The following is a 15,737-nucleotide window of genomic DNA, read 5'->3' on the forward strand; positions in this document are numbered from 1 at the left end:
GGATCAGAGGACCGGCATCTCGTAGAACCGGCAGATTCCTCCGAACTCGTCGGCCTGGAGGCTCGCACCGCCCACGAGGCACCCGTCGACGTCCGGCTTCTCCATGATTCCGGCGACGTTCGAGGCCTTCACGGAGCCGCCGTACTGGATGCGTACGCCGTCCGCGGCCGCGTCCCCGTGGACCTCGCGGATGCGTCCACGGATGGCTCCACACACCTCCTGGGCGTCGTCGGGCGTGGCCACCTCGCCGGTGCCGATGGCCCACACCGGCTCGTAGGCGACGACGAGGCCGGCGACCTGCTCGGCGGTGAAGCCGGCGAGCGAGCCGTCGACCTGCGCGAGCGTGTAGGGCACCTGCTCGCCGGCCTGGCGGACGTCGAGCCCCTCGCCCACGCACACGATGGGCGTCATGCCGGCCGCCAGGGCCTTGTGGGCCTTCGCGTTGACGGTCTCGTCGGACTCCGCGTGGTGCTCGCGGCGCTCGCTGTGGCCCACGACGACGTAGGAGCAGCCGAGCTTGGCCAGCATCGCCGACGAGATCTCGCCGGTGTAGGCGCCCCCGTCGTGCATGGAGACGTCCTGGGCGCCGTACTTGATCGAGAGCCGGTCACCGTCGACCATCGTCTGCACCGAGCGCAGGTCGGTGAACGGCGGCACCACGACCACCTCGACCTTGCCGTAGTCGTGGCGCTTGTCCGACAGCGTCCAGGCGAGCTTCTGGACGAGGACCACGGCTTCCTGGTGGTTGAGGTTGCTCTTCCAGTTGCCGGCCATGATCGGGGTGCGGCTCATGTGTGATCAGTTCCTTTCGAGTACGGCGATGCCGGGCAGCTCTTTGCCCTCGAGGAACTCGAGGCTGGCGCCGCCGCCGGTGGAGATGTGGCCGAAGGCGGCCTCGTCGAATCCGAGCTTGCGGACCGCGGCGGCGGAGTCGCCCCCACCGACCACGGACAGCCCGTCGACCTCGGTGAGCGCCTGCGCGACGGCACGGGTGCCCTCGGCGAAGGCGTCGACCTCGAAGACGCCCATCGGACCGTTCCAGAAGACCGTGCGGGCATCGGCGAGCGCCGCGGCGAACGCGGCACCCGACTCGGGGCCGATGTCGAGGCCGAGCGCGTCGGCCGGGATGGCGTCGGCGGCCACGACCTGCGGCTGCGGCTCGCGATCACCCGACGGGAAGGCGGTGTCGACGACCACGTCGGTCGGCAGCACGATCTCCACGCCGCGCTCGGTGGCCTCCTCGAGGTAGCGCCGGCAGATGTCGAGCTGGTCCTCCTCGAGCAGGCTCTTGCCGACCTCGTGGCCCTGGGCCTTGAGGAAGGTGAACACCATGCCTCCGCCGATGAGCAGCTTGTCGGCCTTCTCCAGCAGGTTGTCGATGACCCCCAGCTTGTCCGAGACCTTCGACCCGCCGAGCACCACGACGTACGGGCGTTCCGGGTCGACGGTGAGGCGACGCAGGACGTCGATCTCGGTCGCCACCAGGCCACCCATGGCCGACGGCAGGCGCAGCGCCACGTCGTAGACGCTGGCCTGCTTGCGGTGGACGACGCCGAAACCGTCGGAGACGAACGCGTCGGCCAGCTGGGCGAGCTGGCCGGCGAACGAGCCGCGCACGTCGTCGTCCTTGCTCGTCTCACCGGAGTTGAAGCGCACGTTCTCGAGCAGGGCGACCTGGCCGTCCCGCAGCGCCGCGACCGTCTCGGTGGCACTCTCGCCCACCGTGTCGGTCGCGAACGCCACGTCCTGGCCGAGCAGCTCGCCGAGGCGTGCGGCCACCGGGGCCAGGGTGTACGCCGGGTCCGGCTCGCCCTTGGGCCGGCCCAGGTGGGCGGTCACGACCACCCGGGCGCCGGCCTCGGAGAGCTGCCGGATGGTCGGCACGCTCGCGCGGATGCGGCCGTCGTCGGTGATGGTGCTGCCGTCCAGCGGCACGTTGAGGTCCGAGCGGACCAGGACGCGCTTGCCGGTCAGGTCACCCAGGGAGGCGATGTCCGACACGTCAGAGCGTCGTGCCGATGTGGGTGATCAGGTCGGCGAGGCGGTTGGAGTAGCCCCACTCGTTGTCGTACCAGCCGACGACCTTGACCTGGTTGCCGATGACCTTGGTCAGCGGCGCGTCGAAGATGCAGGACGCCGGGTCGGTGACGATGTCCGAGGACACGATCGGGTCGGTGGAGTACTTGAGGAACTTGCCGTCGGCGGCCTTCTGCACGGCGGCGTTGACCTCCTCGACCGAGGTCTCGCGGCCGGCCTCGAAGGTGAGGTCGGTGGCCGAGCCGGTCGGGACCGGGACGCGCAGGGCGTAGCCGTCGAGCTTGCCCTTGAGCTCGGGCATGACCAGGCCGATCGCCTTGGCGGCGCCGGTCGACGTGGGGACCACGTTGAGGGCGGCGGCGCGGGCGCGACGGGGGTCCTTGTGGATGTTGTCGAGCAGGTTCTGGTCGGCGGTGTAGGCGTGCACCGTCGTCATCAGGCCCTTGACGATCGTGAACTCCTCGTGGAGCGCCTTCGCCATCGGGGCGAGGCAGTTGGTCGTGCACGAGGCGTTGGAGATGACCGTGTGCTTGCTCGGGTCGTAGAGCTCGTGGTTGACACCCATCACGACGGTGATGTCCTCGTGGGAGGCGGGCGCGGAGATGATGACCTTCTTGGCGCCGGCGTCGACGTGGGCGCGGGCCTTGGTCGCGTCGGTGAAGAAGCCGGTGGACTCGACGACGACGTCGACGCCCAGCTCGCCCCACTTGAGGTTGGCCGGGTCGCGCTCGGCGAAGGCGGTGATGGTCTGGTCGCCGACCCGGATCGAGGTGTCGTCGCTCGACACGTCGGCGTCGAGGCGGCCCAGGATCGAGTCGTACTTGAGCAGGTGCGCGAGCGAGGCGTTGTCGGTCAGGTCGTTGACGCCGACGATCTCGATGTCGGCACCCGACGCGCGCACGGCGCGGAAGAAGTTGCGGCCGATGCGGCCGAAGCCGTTGATACCTACGCGAACAGTCACTGCGGAACTCCTAAGAGGGAACGAGCGTGTGCGGGGTCAGGTGGCACGACGGCACGCAGGCGCGGTCGTCGGCGTCTCGCGTCGACCCTATCGCGCGCGCGTCCCGCGTGGCGGGGGCCGTATCGGCGTACGTGCGGGTAACTCCGCGCGGCGGCGGAACCCGGCCCGGACGAGGGCCGGTCAGGCCTCTTCGGCGAGCATCTCCGGGGTCAGCGACGACTCGGTGTCGGGGATGCCGAGCTCCTCGGCGCGCTTGTCGGCCATGGCCAGCAGGCGGCGGATGCGGCCGGCGATGGCGTCCTTGGTGAGCACCGGGTCGTGCAGCTGGCCGAGCTCCTCGAGGCTGGCCTGCTTGTGCTCGAGCCGCAGGTGGCCCGCGAGCTTGAGGTGGTCGGGGACCTCGTCGGCGAGGATCTCCAGGGCCCGCTCGACGCGGGCGCCGGCGGCCACGGCCGCGCGGGCGGAACGACGCAGGTTGGCGTCGTCGAAGTTGGCGAGCCGGTTGGCGGTGGCACGGACCTCACGGCGCATGCGCCGCTCCTCCCAGGCCATCAGGGACTCGTGGGCGCCGAGCCGGGTCAGCAGCGCACCGATGGCGTCGCCGTCACGGATGACCACCCGGTCGATGCCGCGGACCTCGCGGGCCTTGGCGGAGATGCCGAGCCGGCGGGCGACGCCGACGATCGCGAGCGCCGCCTCCGGACCGGGGCAGGTGATCTCGAGCGACGACGAGCGCCCGGGCTCGGTCAGCGAGCCGTGGGCGAGGAAGGCGCCGCGCCACGCGGCGACTGCGTCGCAGCCGCCACCCGAGACGACGGCGGGGGGCAGGCCCCGCACCGGGCGGCCGCGCTGGTCCAGCAGGCCGGTCTGGCGGGCGAGGGCCTCGCCGTCCTTGACCACCCGGACGATGTAGCGGCTGCCCTTGCGGATGCCGTTGCCCTGCACCATGACCACGTCGGACTGGTGGCCGTAGACCTCGGCGATGTCCTTGCGCAGGCGCCGCGCGGCGGCACCGGTGTCGAGCTCGGCCTCCACCACGATGCGGCCGCTGACGATGTGGAGACCGCCCGCGAACCGCAGCATCGAGGCCACTTCGGCCTTGCGGCAGCAGGTCTTGGTGATCTGGGTGTTGGCGAGCTCCGCCTTCACCTGTGCCGTCATCGCCATGGGCCCGATCCTGCCATGCGCGTCAATCACCCCGACCGCCGCCGGGGGTGTTCAGACGCGCGACACGATCCCCTCGAAGGCGGCCGCGAGACGAGCGTGGTCGTGCCGGTCCGTGGCGTCGTCGGCCGCCACGTCGGCCAGCACCAGCTCCGCACCGGCGGACGCGGCCACCCGCTCGAGCTCGTCGGGGTGCGCCACGCTGCCGCGGTCGGCCAGGACGGTGTGGATCTTGAGCTCGGGCGCGTGCTCGAAGAGGGCCGCCAGGTGGTCCTCCGGCCCGAACCCCGGGGTCTCCCCCTCCTGGGGCTCCAGGTTGAGCACCACCACCAGCCTGGCCGAGGTGTTGACCAGGGCCTCCCGGAGCCCGGGGACCATGAGGTGCGGGATCACCGAGGTGAACCACGAGCCGGGCCCGAGGAACACCCAGTCGGCGTCGAGGATGGCGTCGACGGACTCCGTGCAGGCCTGCGGCGAGGGCGGGTCGAGGGCGACCGACACGATGTCGCCGTCGGTGGTGGCGACCTCCACCTGGCCGCGGACGGTCGTGGTGCGGGCCGGGTCACCCGGGTCGAGGCCGCGCACCTCGGCGGTGATGTCCATCGGGGTGACCGCCATCGGCAGCACCCGCCCCTGGGCGCCCAGCAGCCGCCCGACCCAGTCGAGGGCCCGGACGTGGTCGCCCATGAGCTCCCAGAGCCCGACGATGAGCAGGTTGCCCACCACGTGGCCCCGCATGTCGCCCTCCCCGGCGAACCGGTGCTGGACGACCTCGGCCCACGTCCGACCCCACTCGTCGTCGCCGCACAGGGCGGCCAGCGCCATCCGCAGGTCGCCGGGCGGTAGGACGCCGAACTCGCCCCGGAGCCGACCGGACGAGCCGCCGTTGTCGGCGACCGTGACGACGGCCGTCAGGGAGTCGATGGTCAGGTCGGCCTCGAGCCTGCGCAGGGCGCTCAGGGTGGCGAACAGGCCGTGCCCGCCACCCAGGGCGACGGCGGCCTGGGCGGTGTCGCGTGCCATCAGCTCACTCCCGACCCAGGTCGCGGTGACGCGCGCCGGTGTCGTGGCCGAGCGCGCGCAGCCGCGCGGCGATCTCCTCGGTCATGGCCACGCTGCGGTGCTTGCCGCCGGTGCAGCCGATGGCCACGGTCATGAAGCGCTTGCCCTCGCGCAGGTAGCCGCGGGCCGCGGTCTCCAGCACCGGGACGTACTGCTCGAGGAACTCGGCCGCGCCGGGACGCTCCTTGACGTAGGTCGCGACCGCCTCGTCCCGCCCGTTGAGCGCCCGCAGCTCGGGCACCCAGAACGGGTTGGGCAGGAAGCGCATGTCCGCGACGAAGTCGGCGTCCACCGGGATGCCGTACTTGAACCCGAAGCTGGTCACCGTGACCTTGAGACGCGTCGACTCGGCGGTGCCGAAGGCCTGGGCGATCCGGTCGGTGAGCTGGTGGACGTTGAGGTTGGTGGTGTCGATGACCACGTCGGCGTCCCCGCGCAGCTCGGCGAGGACCTCGCGCTCCCGCTGCAGGCCGTGGAGGAGACGGCCGCTGCCCTGCAGCGGGTGTGGTCGCCGGGCAGCCTCCTGGCGGCGGACGAGCACGTCGTCGGTGGCCTCGAGGAACAGCAGCGTGGTCGGGCGCCCGGTGACCCCCTGGTGGCGGTTGGCCTGGAGGGAGTCGAAGAACGACCCCGACCGGACGTCGACCACGACGGCGATGGGCTGGCTGATGCCGTGGTTGTCGTCGACGAGGCGTACGACGTCGCGCACCAGCGTGGGCGGAAGGTTGTCGACGACGAAGAACCCGAGGTCCTCGAGCTCCTTGGCGGCGGTGCTGCGCCCGGCGCCCGTCATGCCGGTCACGATGACCAGCTCAGCCGGCTGGGGGTCCATCAGTCCTCCTCGATCTCGCCCGTCGCGGTGTTGACCCGCGGGCTGCCAGTCTTGCGGGTCGTGGCCGCGGCGGCGACCGCCTCCTTGATCGAGGCCGCGGTGCGCGGCCCGATGCCGGGCACCAGGGCGATCTCGGCGGCGTCGGCCTCCCGGAGCTTCTTGAGGGAGCCGAAGTGCTTGAGCAGCGTCTTGCGACGCACCTCGCCGAGGCCGGGCACGTCGTCGAGCATGCTCTCGACCATGGTCTTGGAACGCCGCGACCGGTGGTGGGTGATGGCGAACCGGTGGGCCTCGTCGCGCACCCGCTGGAGGAGGTAGAGCCCTTCGCTGGACCGGGCCATGATCACCGGGTCCTCCTCGTCGGGCAGCCACACCTCCTCGAGCCGCTTGGCGAGCCCGCAGACCGGGATGTCGTCGATGCCGAGCTCGGTGAGCGCCTGCTGGGCGGCCGCCACCTGCGGCGGCCCGCCGTCCACGACGACGAGGCCCGGCGCGTAGGCGAACTTGCGGGGCCGGCCGGTCTCGGGGTCGACGAGCATCGGCCCGGACTCGGTGCTCACGGCCTGCGACCTGGCCTGCTCGTCGAGGAGCCGCCGGAAGCGCCGGGTGATGACCTGGTGCATGTGGGCCACGTCGTTCTGCCCGACCTGCCCGTCCGCGTCGGAGCCGTCCTCGCCCCGGATCACGAAGCGGCGGTACTCCCCCTTGCGCGCCAGGCCGTCCTCGAAGACCACCATCGAGGCCACCACCTCGGTGCCCTGGAGGTTGGACACGTCGTAGCACTCGATGCGCAGCGGCACCTCGTCGAGCCCGAGCGCCTTCTGGATCTCCTCCAGGGCTCGGTTGCGGGTGGTGAGGTCGCTGGCGCGCTTGGTCTTGTGGAGCATCAGCGACTGACCGGCGTTGGAGGCGACGGTTTCCTGGAGCGCCTTCTTGTCCCCCCGCTGCGGCACCCGGATGGCCACCCGGCTCCCCCGGATGTCGCTGAGCAGGTCCTCGAGGACGGCGGCGTCGGGCGGCAGCGCCGGCACCAGCACCTCGCGCGGGATCGCCGACGCGTCGTCCTCGGCCGCCACGCCGCCGTACAGCTGGAGCAGGAACTCCTGGACGAGCCCGGCCGTGTCGCTGTCGTCGGAGCGGTCGGCGACCCAGCCGCGCTGGCCACGGATCCGCCCGCCGCGCACGTAGAAGATCTGCACCGCGACCTCGAGGGGGTCCTCGGCGAGCGCGATGACGTCGGCGTCGGTCCCGTCGCCCAGGACCACCGCCTGCTTCTCCAGCGCCTTGCGCATCGCGCCGAGGTCGTCGCGAAGGCGGGCGGCCTTCTCGAAGTCCATCGCCTCGGACGCGGCGTACATCTCGCGCTCGATCCGGCGCACGAAGGCGTTGGTGTTGCCGGCCATGAAGTCGCAGAAGTCGTCGACGATCCTGCGGTGCTCCTCGGCGGTGACGTTGCCGACGCAGGGGGCCGCGCACTTGTCGATGTAGCCGAGCAGGCACGGCCGGCCGATCTGGCTGGAGCGCTTGAAGACGCCGTTGCTGCACGAGCGCATCGGGAAGACGCGCAGCAGCAGGTCCACGGTCTCGCGGATCGCCCAGGCGTGGCCGTAGGGCCCGAAGTAGCGGGTGCCCTTGCGCTTGGCGCCCCGGCCCACCATGACCCGCGGGAACTCCTCGCCGACGGTCACCGCGAGCCACGGGTAGGACTTGTCGTCGCGGTACTTGACGTTGAACCGCGGGTCGAACTCCTTGATCCAGCTGTACTCCAGCTGGAGGGCCTCGACCTCGGTCTTGACCACCGTCCACTCGACGCTCGCGCCGGTCGTCACCATGCTCGCCGTGCGCGGGTGCAGGTTGGCGATGTCCTGGAAGTACGACGACAGGCGCGGGCGCAGGCTCTTGGCCTTGCCGACGTAGATCACCCGGCCCTTGGCGTCGCGGAACCGGTAGACCCCCGGGTCGGTCGGGATCGACCCGGGGGCGGGTCGATAGCTGCTGGGGGTGGCCACCCGACAACCCTACGGGCGGCCGGGGACAGTCCCTGCGGGTGGTGACCGGCGCCCCCGGACCCGGTGTCAGGCCAGCGTGATGCTGTCCCCGTCGACGGTGATCGAGACCTCCGCGAGAGGCGCGGTCGCCGGACCGTTGACCACGGAGCCGTCCTCGAGGGAGAAGGCGCTGCCGTGGCAGTTGCAGGGGATCTCGCCGTCGCTGGACGCGCTCACCGAGCACCCCTGGTGGGTGCACGTCGCGCTGAACGCCTTGAAGTCGCCCTCGGTCGGCTGGGTGACGACCACCTTCTCGGCCTCGAACACCGCGCAGCCTCCGACCGGGATGTCGGAGGTGCTCGCGAGCGCCGCACCGCCGGCGGCGGCACCGCCCTCGCTGCTGGAGCTCGACGGCGACGAGCTCGGCTCGGACGACGACGAGGAGGAGTCGCTCGCCGTACCGGTGTCGTCGGACCCGCAGGCCGCGAGGACGGGGAGCGCGAGGCCCGCGGAGGCGGTCGTGGCGAACCGCCGGCGGGAGACGGAGTGCTCGGTGCTCATGGTGGTGGCCTCTCGGTCAGTCATCAGGGTCCCACCACCGTAGGACACCGGGCCCGCCCGTACCTGTGAGCAGGCTGAGGATCCGCCGGGGTCCCCCTACTTCGAGACCTTCCGCTTGGTGGCGGTCTTCTTGGCGGCGGCGTTGCGGGCGGCCTTCTTGGCCAGTCGCGTGGGCGGCTCGTCCTTGGGGGCGACCCGACCACGGGGCTGCTTGGCGGCTCGTCCCTCGAGCAGCGGCGCGAGGAACCGGCCGGTGTGGCTGTCGGGGTGCGCGGCCACGGTCTCCGGAGTGCCCTCCGCGACCACGATGCCGCCGCGCGACCCGCCCTCGGGGCCCATGTCGACCAGCCAGTCGGCGGTCTTGATGACGTCGAGGTTGTGCTCGATCACCAGCACCGTGTTGCCGGCGTCGACGAGCCTGCCCAGGACCAGGAGCAGCTTGCGGATGTCCTCGAAGTGCAGGCCGGTCGTCGGCTCGTCCAGGACGTAGACCGTGCGGCCGGTCGAGCGCTTCTGGAGCTCGCTGGAGAGCTTGACGCGCTGGGCCTCGCCGCCCGACAGGGTGGTGGCAGGCTGGCCGAGCCGGACGTAGCCGAGCCCGACCTCGCACAGGGTCTTCATGTGGCGCGCGATCGGCGGCACGGCGGCGAAGAAGTCCAGCGCCTCCTCGATCGGCATGTCGAGGACCTCGGCGATGGTCTTGCCCTTGTAGTGCACCTCGAGCGTCTCGCGGTTGTAGCGGGCGCCGTGGCAGACCTCGCACGGGACGTACACGTCCGGCAGGAAGTTCATCTCGATCTTGATCGTGCCGTCACCGGAGCACGCCTCGCAGCGCCCGCCCTTGACGTTGAACGAGAAGCGGCCCTGCAGGTAGCCGCGCATCTTGGCCTCGGGGGTCGAGGCGAAGAGCTTGCGGACGTGGTCGAAGACCCCGGTGTACGTCGCGGGGTTGGACCGCGGCGTGCGCCCGATCGGCGACTGGTCGACGTGGATGACCTTGTCGACGTGCTCGGTGCCCGAGATGCGGGTGTGCCGTCCGGGGACCGTGCGGGCGTTGTAGATCTGCTTGGCCAGCGAGGTGTAGAGGATGTCGTTGACCAGGGTCGACTTGCCCGAGCCGGAGACGCCGGTGACCGCGCAGAAGACGCCGAGCGGGAAGCTCACGTCGACGTTGCGCAGGTTGTGCTCCTTGGCGCCGTGCACCGTGAGCTCGCGACCCTTGGTGCGCGGGCGACGGATCTCCGGGACCGGGATCTCGCGACGTCCCGAGAGGTACTGGCCGGTCATCGAGTCCGGGTGCTCGTAGAGGTCCTTGACGGTGCCGCTGTGGACCACCTGGCCACCGTGCTCGCCGGCGCCGGGGCCGATGTCGACCACCCAGTCGGCCGTGCGGATGGTGTCCTCGTCGTGCTCCACGACGATCAGGGTGTTGCCGAGCTCCTTGAGCCGCACCAGCGTCTCGATGAGGCGCTGGTTGTCGCGCTGGTGCAGGCCGATGGACGGCTCGTCGAGGACGTAGAGGACGCCGACCAGCCCGGCCCCGATCTGGGTCGCCAGCCGGATGCGCTGGGCCTCGCCGCCGGACAGCGAGCCGGAGGGCCGGTCCAGGGAGAGGTAGTCGAGGCCCACGTCGAGCAGGAAGTTGAGCCGCTCCTGGATCTCCTTGAGCACCCGCTCGGCGATCTGCTTCTCGCGCGGGGACAGCTCGAGGTCGCCCAGGTAGGCCGCGGCCTCGTTGATCGGCAGCGCGCAGACCTCGGCGATGTTCTTGCCGCCCTCGTCCTTGGGGCCGAGGGTGACCGACATCGAGACGGGCTTGAGGCGGCTCCCCCGGCACGCCGGGCAGGGCACCTCGCGCATGAAGCCCTCGAAGCGCTCCCGGCTGGTGTCGGACTCGGCCTCGGTGTGCCGGCGCTCGATGTAGGGGCGGACCCCCTCGAAGGCGGCGTAGTAGGACCGCTGGCGGCCGTAGCGGTTCTTGGTGACCACGTGGACCTTGGTCTTGTGGCCGTCGAGGATGGCGGTGCGGCTCTTGGCGTCCAGCTCGTCCCACGGGGTGTTGAGGTCGAAGCCGAGCTCCTCGCCGAGGGCGTTCATCAGGCGCAGGAAGTAGTCGGCGACGTGCGCGTTGCTCCACGGCTGGATGGCGCCCTCGCCGAGGGTGGCGCGGGAGTCGGGGACGACCAGCTCGGGGTCGACCTCCATCCGGGTGCCGAGGCCGTGGCACTGCGTGCAGGCGCCGAACGGCGAGTTGAAGGAGAACGACCGCGGCTCGAGCTCGTCGGTGTCGATGGTGTGCTCGTTGGGGCAGGCCATCCGCTCGGAGAACCGCATCTCGCGGCCCGGGTCCTTGGCGTCGAGGTCCACGAAGTCGAACACCACCAGGCCACTGGCCAGGCGCAGCGCGGTCTCCACCGAGTCGGTGAGCCGGCGCTTGCTGGAGGCCTTGACCGCGAGCCGGTCGACGACCACCTCGATCGTGTGCTTCTTCTGCTTGTCGAGCTTGGGCGGCTCCGCCAGCTGGTGGGTCTCGCCGTTGACGCGGGCGCGGCTGAAACCGTCGGTCTGGAGCTGCCGGAACAGCTCGACGTACTCGCCCTTGCGTCCGCGGATGACCGGAGCCAGGACCTGGAAGCGGGCACCCTCCTCGAGGGTGAGGATCCTGTCGACGATCTGCTGCGGGGTCTGGCGCTCGATCGGTGCACCACAGACGGGGCAGTGGGGCCGGCCGGCGCGGGCGTAGAGCAGGCGCAGGTAGTCGTAGACCTCGGTGATGGTGCCGACGGTCGAGCGGGGGTTCTTGGAGGTGGACTTCTGGTCGATGGACACCGCGGGCGACAGGCCCTCGATGAAGTCGACGTCGGGCTTGTCCATCTGGCCGAGGAACTGCCGGGCGTAGGCCGACAGGGACTCGACGTAGCGCCGCTGGCCCTCGGCGAAGATCGTGTCGAACGCCAGGCTCGACTTGCCCGAGCCGGAGAGGCCGGTGAAGACGATGAGCGCGTCACGGGGCAGGTCGAGCGAGACGTCCTTGAGGTTGTGCTCGCGGGCGCCGCGGATGATCAGCTGGTCGGCCACAATGGTCCTCACTGCACAGGGATCCCCACCCGGGTGGTCACTCGAGCAGGGAGATGGGTTCGAACAAGTGTTCGTCACGCCGCGCCGGGTTGCAACCCGCCACGCGGTCAGTCATCGATCCTACGGGGCTGCACAGCACCCCCAGGTGTGTGTTGAATGACATCCATGACGGACACCGCTCCCCCGGCGCCGGGGGCCGGGGCGCCCCCCTGGGTGCCCACCCAGCTCGAGCTCCTGACCGGGGCCGACCAGCGCCTCGTGCGCACCGTGGACGCCCTCGCCGCGGAGGATCTCGCCCGGCCCTCGCTGCTCCCCGGCTGGTCGCGGGCGCACGTCGTCGCGCACCTGGCGCTCAACGCCGAGTCCCTCGAGCGGGTGCTCTCGGCCGCGGCGCGCGGTGAGCAGCAGCCCATGTACGCCTCGCCCGACGCCCGCGCCGCCGACATCGAGGAGCTGGCAAAGGCCGAGGTCAGCGAGCTGCGCGAGCGCCTGATGGCCTCCACGCACTGCTTCGCCCGGGCCGCGGCCTCGTTGTCGGGCGACGACGCCTGGCACGGGCGTTTCGAGCGTACGCCGGGTGGCGGCGCGACGTTCTCCGTCGCCACGGTGCCACTGATGCGGCTGCGCGAGGTCGAGATCCACCACGTCGACCTCGGCGCCGACTACACGCCCGCCGAGTGGCCGGAGGCGTTCGCCGCGGTGCTGGTCGAGTCGATGACCAAGCGCCCCTACCCGCAGCCGTTCCGCGTCCTGGCCCGCGACCTGGCCCGCACGTGGGACTTCGGCGACGGCGATCCCGTGGCCAACGTCACGGGCGACGCTGCCTCCTTGGGGTGGTGGCTGACCGGCCGCGGCGACGGCGCGGACCTGACCGTAGACCAGGAACGACTCCCGGAGGTGCCCTCGTGGTGAACGACCAGCAGCAGCCAGGCGCCTACAGCGGCGACGTGTCCCCGGGTGGCACTCCCGACGTCCGGACGGTCGGCTGCATCACGATCACCAAGGTCGCGGTCGACCCGGAGATGTCCAACAACTGCTACCTGGTCCACTGCGGGGAGACCGACGAGCTCGTCCTGGTCGACGCCGCCGCCGAGGCGCCGCGGCTGCTCGAGCTGGTGGGCGACCGGTCGCTGACGGCCGTGGTCACCACGCACCAGCACTGGGACCACCACCGGGCGCTCGCCGAGGTCGTGGCCGCGACCGGGGCGATGGTCGTCGCCGGCGAGGCCGACGCGGACGCGATCACCCAGCAGACCGGCGTCGAGGTGACCCGGCGCGTCGGCGACGGTGACCGGGTGGCGGTCGGCACCTGCGACCTGCAGGTCATCCACGTCGCCGGCCACACGCCGGGGTCGATCTGCCTCTACTGGCCCGAGGACGGCGGCCACCTCTTCACCGGCGACTCGCTCTTCCCGGGCGGGGTGGGCAACACGTTCGGCGACGACGACGCGTTCCGCCGGCTCGTCTCGGACGTGGAGACCAAGCTCTTCGACCCGCTCCCGGACAGCACGTGGTTCTACCCCGGCCACGGCGGCGACTCGACCCTCGGCGCCGAGCGCCCGCACCTCGCCGAGTGGCGCGAGCGCGGCTGGTGAGCAGTCGTCAGTCGTAGACGTTGTAGAGCACCACGAACGCGACCACGACGGCCGCGGCCAGCGACAGGCCGGTGACGGCCCACCTCCGTCCGGGCCCGTGCAGGCCGAACGGCCCGGTCAGCACGGCGCCGACCAGCCCGACGGGCACGAGCCAGGAGCCGGCGATGCGCAGGCTCTCGGCCGGGTCCACCGACGTCGCGGTGATCAGCCAGACCCACGCCAGCCCGAGCACCGCCATCGCGCCGAACCAGGCGCTGGCCACTCCGGTCCAGCGCGGGTCGGGACGGGTGCGGACCGCGGTTCCGATCATCGGACCCACCTCCTCACCTCCATCGTCTCTCCCCTCCGCAGCCGCGAGCAGGGGCGAAGGTCACCGCAGGCGGAGTCCTTGGCCGTGCTGGCTAGGCCGCGTCGTCCGGGTCGTCCGCAGCGTCCAGGGTGGCCCGGGCCGCCCGCACCTCGTCGACGTCCCCGAACGGGTTGCCGTCGAGGGACACGAACTTCTCCTGGTGGCGCCGGGCGCGGGGGACGCCCAGGGAGCGCAGCGCCTGCGAGACCCCGGTCATGAACGGTGCCGGACCGCAGCAGAAGCTGGTCCACCCGTCGTACGACGAGGCGAAGGCGCGCAGCTGCGCCTCGCTCGGGAGTCCCTGGACCGACTCGAGCCAGTGCACGACCAGCAGCCGCTCCGGGTGCTCGTCGGCCAGCGCGGCGAGGGGCCCGGCGAAGATGACCGACCGCTCGTCGCGGTTGGCGTAGAGGAGGACGACCCGACCGGAGTGCTCGGCGAGGGCCGTCCGCACGATCGACATGATCGGCGTGATGCCCGACCCGCCGGCGAGCAGCAGGAGGTCGGCCGACCAGTCCCGGGGCGTGAAGATGCCCGACGGCGGCAGCACCCGCACGGTGTCGCCGACCGCGAGGTGGTCGTGGATCCACCCCGAGGCGTAGCCGCCCTCCGTCCGCTTGACCGTGACCGTGAGCGGCTCCCCCGGAGGGGTGCAGATCGAGTAGCAGCGCGCGACGAGACCCGTCCGCTCCGAGGGGATGCCCAGGGTGAGGAACTGGCCCGGGGAGAACGCGAAGCGGTCGGCGAGCTCGTCCGGCACCGTGAAGGTGACCGACTTCGCGTCCCGCGTCTCGTCGACGATCGCGGCGACCTCGAGCAGGTAGGAGTCAGTGGTCAACGTCGGCTCCGATCCGGAAGACAGTGCGGGGGCGTACGTCGGCAAGGATGCCGCGCCGCCTCCGACGAGTGCCCACCGGATCGGCTACGAGGGCCTCCCTACTTGGTGCCCCAGATCCGCTCCTGCATGGCGGTGTCGCCGGCCGACTGGAACTTCACGACCCTGCCGTCGCGGAACGTCAGCACGTCGGCCTGGTCCGCGGTCTCGCCGTCGAGGGTGACCGACGTCAGCACCACGACGCGCTCGTCGTCGCCGAGGAAGTACTGCGGCTGCGTGGAGAAGCCCTTCTCCGCCAGCTGCATCCAGAAGGCGACCACCTCGTCCTTGCCGTGACGCGTGCCCGAGATCTTGCTGTTGCCCGTGACGATCCACTCGATCCCGTCGTCGAGCTCCGCGCTGGCGGCTCCGACGTCTCCTGCACTGAAGGCGGCGTAGGCCGCCTTGCACTTCTCGATGTTCTCCTGTCCTGTCATGACGATCCCAGCTTCCCGGACCCGGCGGGTCCCTCTCGGCACGCTATGACCGCCTCGGAGGTGGGGTCCATAGGTCGTACGGGCCCACCTCCTACGCTGGGCGGCATGAGTACCCGAGAGCTGACCGAAGCCACCTTCGAGGACACCGTGGTCGGTGGGGGCATCGTCCTCGTCGACTTCTGGGCCGAGTGGTGCGGCCCGTGCAAGCAGTTCGGGCCGATCTTCGAGGCGGCGTCCGAGAAGCACCCCGACATCGTCTTCGCCAAGGTCGACACCGAGGCCGAGCAGCAGCTGGCCGGGATGGCGGGCATCTCGTCGATCCCGACGCTGATGCTCTTCCGCGACGGCATCCTCCTCTTCAACCAGGCCGGGGCGCTGCCCCCGCAGGCGCTGGAGGGCGTCATCGAGCAGGCCCGCGAGCTCGACATGGACGCGATCCGCGCCCAGATCGCCGAGGCCGAGGCCAACCCGACCGAGCTCGACCTCGACTCCTTCGCCGCCGAGCATGCGGGTGGCGGCTACGTGCTCGACGTCCGCGAGCAGGAGGAGTTCACCGCCGGGCACGTGCCCGGAGCGGTGCACATCCCCATGAACGACGTCCCGCAGCGCCTCGCCGAGGTCCCGACCGACCGCCGCGTCCTCGTGATCTGCCAGAGCGGCGGCCGCAGCCGGGCGATCACGGAGTACCTCCAGTCCAACGGCGTCGACGCGGTCAACGTGTCCGACGGGACCGCGGGCTGGGCGCAGCGCGGCTGGCCGCTGGACCGCTGAGCGGGAGCGCCCGACCCAGATGGGGTCG

General features: G+C 71.4%; 15 protein-coding genes. 3 read left to right on the plus strand and 12 right to left on the minus strand.

The features are described 5' to 3' along the window. Nucleotides 1-3: 3 nt before the first annotated feature. The 9 genes from tpiA to uvrA form a co-directional block, all read right to left on the minus strand. Entirely contained in the window at nucleotides 4-792 is a 789-nt protein-coding gene (gene tpiA, locus ASG88_RS17265; RefSeq protein WP_056888693.1) for a triose-phosphate isomerase, read from the minus strand. Between the two features lie 6 nt (nucleotides 793-798). Then, complete coding sequence (locus ASG88_RS17270; protein ID WP_056888694.1) at nucleotides 799-2,001, minus strand: phosphoglycerate kinase; 1,203 nt, start codon at nucleotides 1,999-2,001, stop codon at nucleotides 799-801. A gap of 1 nt (nucleotide 2,002) precedes the next feature. Further along, entirely contained in the window at nucleotides 2,003-2,998 is a 996-nt protein-coding gene (gene gap / locus ASG88_RS17275) for a type I glyceraldehyde-3-phosphate dehydrogenase (protein WP_056888695.1), read from the minus strand. Nucleotides 2,999-3,178: 180 nt separating this feature from the next. Beyond that, nucleotides 3,179-4,165 (minus strand): DNA-binding protein WhiA, encoded by a 987-nt coding sequence (gene whiA / locus ASG88_RS17280; RefSeq protein ID WP_056888696.1) that lies wholly within the window; start codon nucleotides 4,163-4,165, stop codon nucleotides 3,179-3,181. A gap of 51 nt (nucleotides 4,166-4,216) precedes the next feature. Further along, on the minus strand, nucleotides 4,217-5,185 hold the full coding sequence (locus tag ASG88_RS17285) for a gluconeogenesis factor YvcK family protein (RefSeq protein ID WP_056888697.1): 969 nt from the start codon (nucleotides 5,183-5,185) through the stop codon (nucleotides 4,217-4,219). 4 nt (nucleotides 5,186-5,189) lie between these two features. Then, nucleotides 5,190-6,056: an RNase adapter RapZ gene (gene rapZ, locus ASG88_RS17290; RefSeq protein ID WP_056888698.1), complete on the minus strand. Its 867-nt coding sequence runs from the start codon at nucleotides 6,054-6,056 to the stop codon at nucleotides 5,190-5,192. Then, a complete protein-coding gene (gene uvrC / locus ASG88_RS17295) occupies nucleotides 6,056-8,065 on the minus strand; it encodes an excinuclease ABC subunit UvrC (RefSeq protein ID WP_056888699.1) in 2,010 nt (669 codons plus the stop codon). The genes rapZ and uvrC overlap by 1 nt, the downstream gene beginning before the upstream one ends. Before the next feature lie 66 nt (nucleotides 8,066-8,131). Further along, on the minus strand, nucleotides 8,132-8,629 hold the full coding sequence (locus ASG88_RS17300; protein ID WP_082600697.1) for a ubiquinol-cytochrome c reductase iron-sulfur subunit: 498 nt from the start codon (nucleotides 8,627-8,629) through the stop codon (nucleotides 8,132-8,134). Nucleotides 8,630-8,701: 72 nt separating this feature from the next. After that, nucleotides 8,702-11,683, minus strand: coding sequence for an excinuclease ABC subunit UvrA (gene uvrA, locus ASG88_RS17305; RefSeq protein ID WP_056888700.1), 2,982 nt, complete (start codon nucleotides 11,681-11,683; stop codon nucleotides 8,702-8,704). A 165-nt stretch (nucleotides 11,684-11,848) separates the two neighbouring features. Between uvrA and ASG88_RS17310 the strand changes: the two genes are divergently transcribed. Next, on the plus strand, nucleotides 11,849-12,595 hold the full coding sequence (locus ASG88_RS17310; protein ID WP_056888701.1) for a maleylpyruvate isomerase family mycothiol-dependent enzyme: 747 nt from the start codon (nucleotides 11,849-11,851) through the stop codon (nucleotides 12,593-12,595). Then, nucleotides 12,592-13,278, plus strand: a complete 687-nt coding sequence (locus ASG88_RS17315) for an MBL fold metallo-hydrolase (RefSeq protein WP_056888882.1) — start codon at nucleotides 12,592-12,594, stop codon at nucleotides 13,276-13,278. The genes ASG88_RS17310 and ASG88_RS17315 overlap by 4 nt, the downstream gene beginning before the upstream one ends. A 7-nt stretch (nucleotides 13,279-13,285) precedes the next feature. Here ASG88_RS17315 and ASG88_RS17320 read toward each other — a convergent pair whose 3' ends face one another. The 3 genes from ASG88_RS17320 to ASG88_RS17330 all read right to left on the minus strand — a co-directional run bounded on the left by ASG88_RS17320 (nucleotide 13,286) and on the right by ASG88_RS17330 (nucleotide 14,938). Further along, nucleotides 13,286-13,588: a hypothetical protein gene (locus ASG88_RS17320; protein WP_056888702.1), complete on the minus strand. Its 303-nt coding sequence runs from the start codon at nucleotides 13,586-13,588 to the stop codon at nucleotides 13,286-13,288. A 91-nt stretch (nucleotides 13,589-13,679) separates the two neighbouring features. Further along, nucleotides 13,680-14,465: an FAD-binding oxidoreductase gene (locus ASG88_RS17325; protein ID WP_056888703.1), complete on the minus strand. Its 786-nt coding sequence runs from the start codon at nucleotides 14,463-14,465 to the stop codon at nucleotides 13,680-13,682. A 98-nt stretch (nucleotides 14,466-14,563) separates the two neighbouring features. After that, a complete protein-coding gene (locus ASG88_RS17330; RefSeq protein WP_056888704.1) occupies nucleotides 14,564-14,938 on the minus strand; it encodes a nuclear transport factor 2 family protein in 375 nt (124 codons plus the stop codon). 105 nt (nucleotides 14,939-15,043) lie between these two features. On the opposite strand from ASG88_RS17330, the gene trxA reads away from it, so the two are divergent. Next, complete coding sequence (trxA, locus tag ASG88_RS24140) at nucleotides 15,044-15,709, plus strand: thioredoxin (protein WP_162259862.1); 666 nt, start codon at nucleotides 15,044-15,046, stop codon at nucleotides 15,707-15,709. Nucleotides 15,710-15,737 lie beyond the last annotated feature (28 nt).

It is taken from the genome of Nocardioides sp. Soil777 (assembly GCF_001428425.1).
Classification (GTDB): Bacteria; Actinomycetota; Actinomycetes; order Propionibacteriales; family Nocardioidaceae; genus Nocardioides; species Nocardioides terrigena.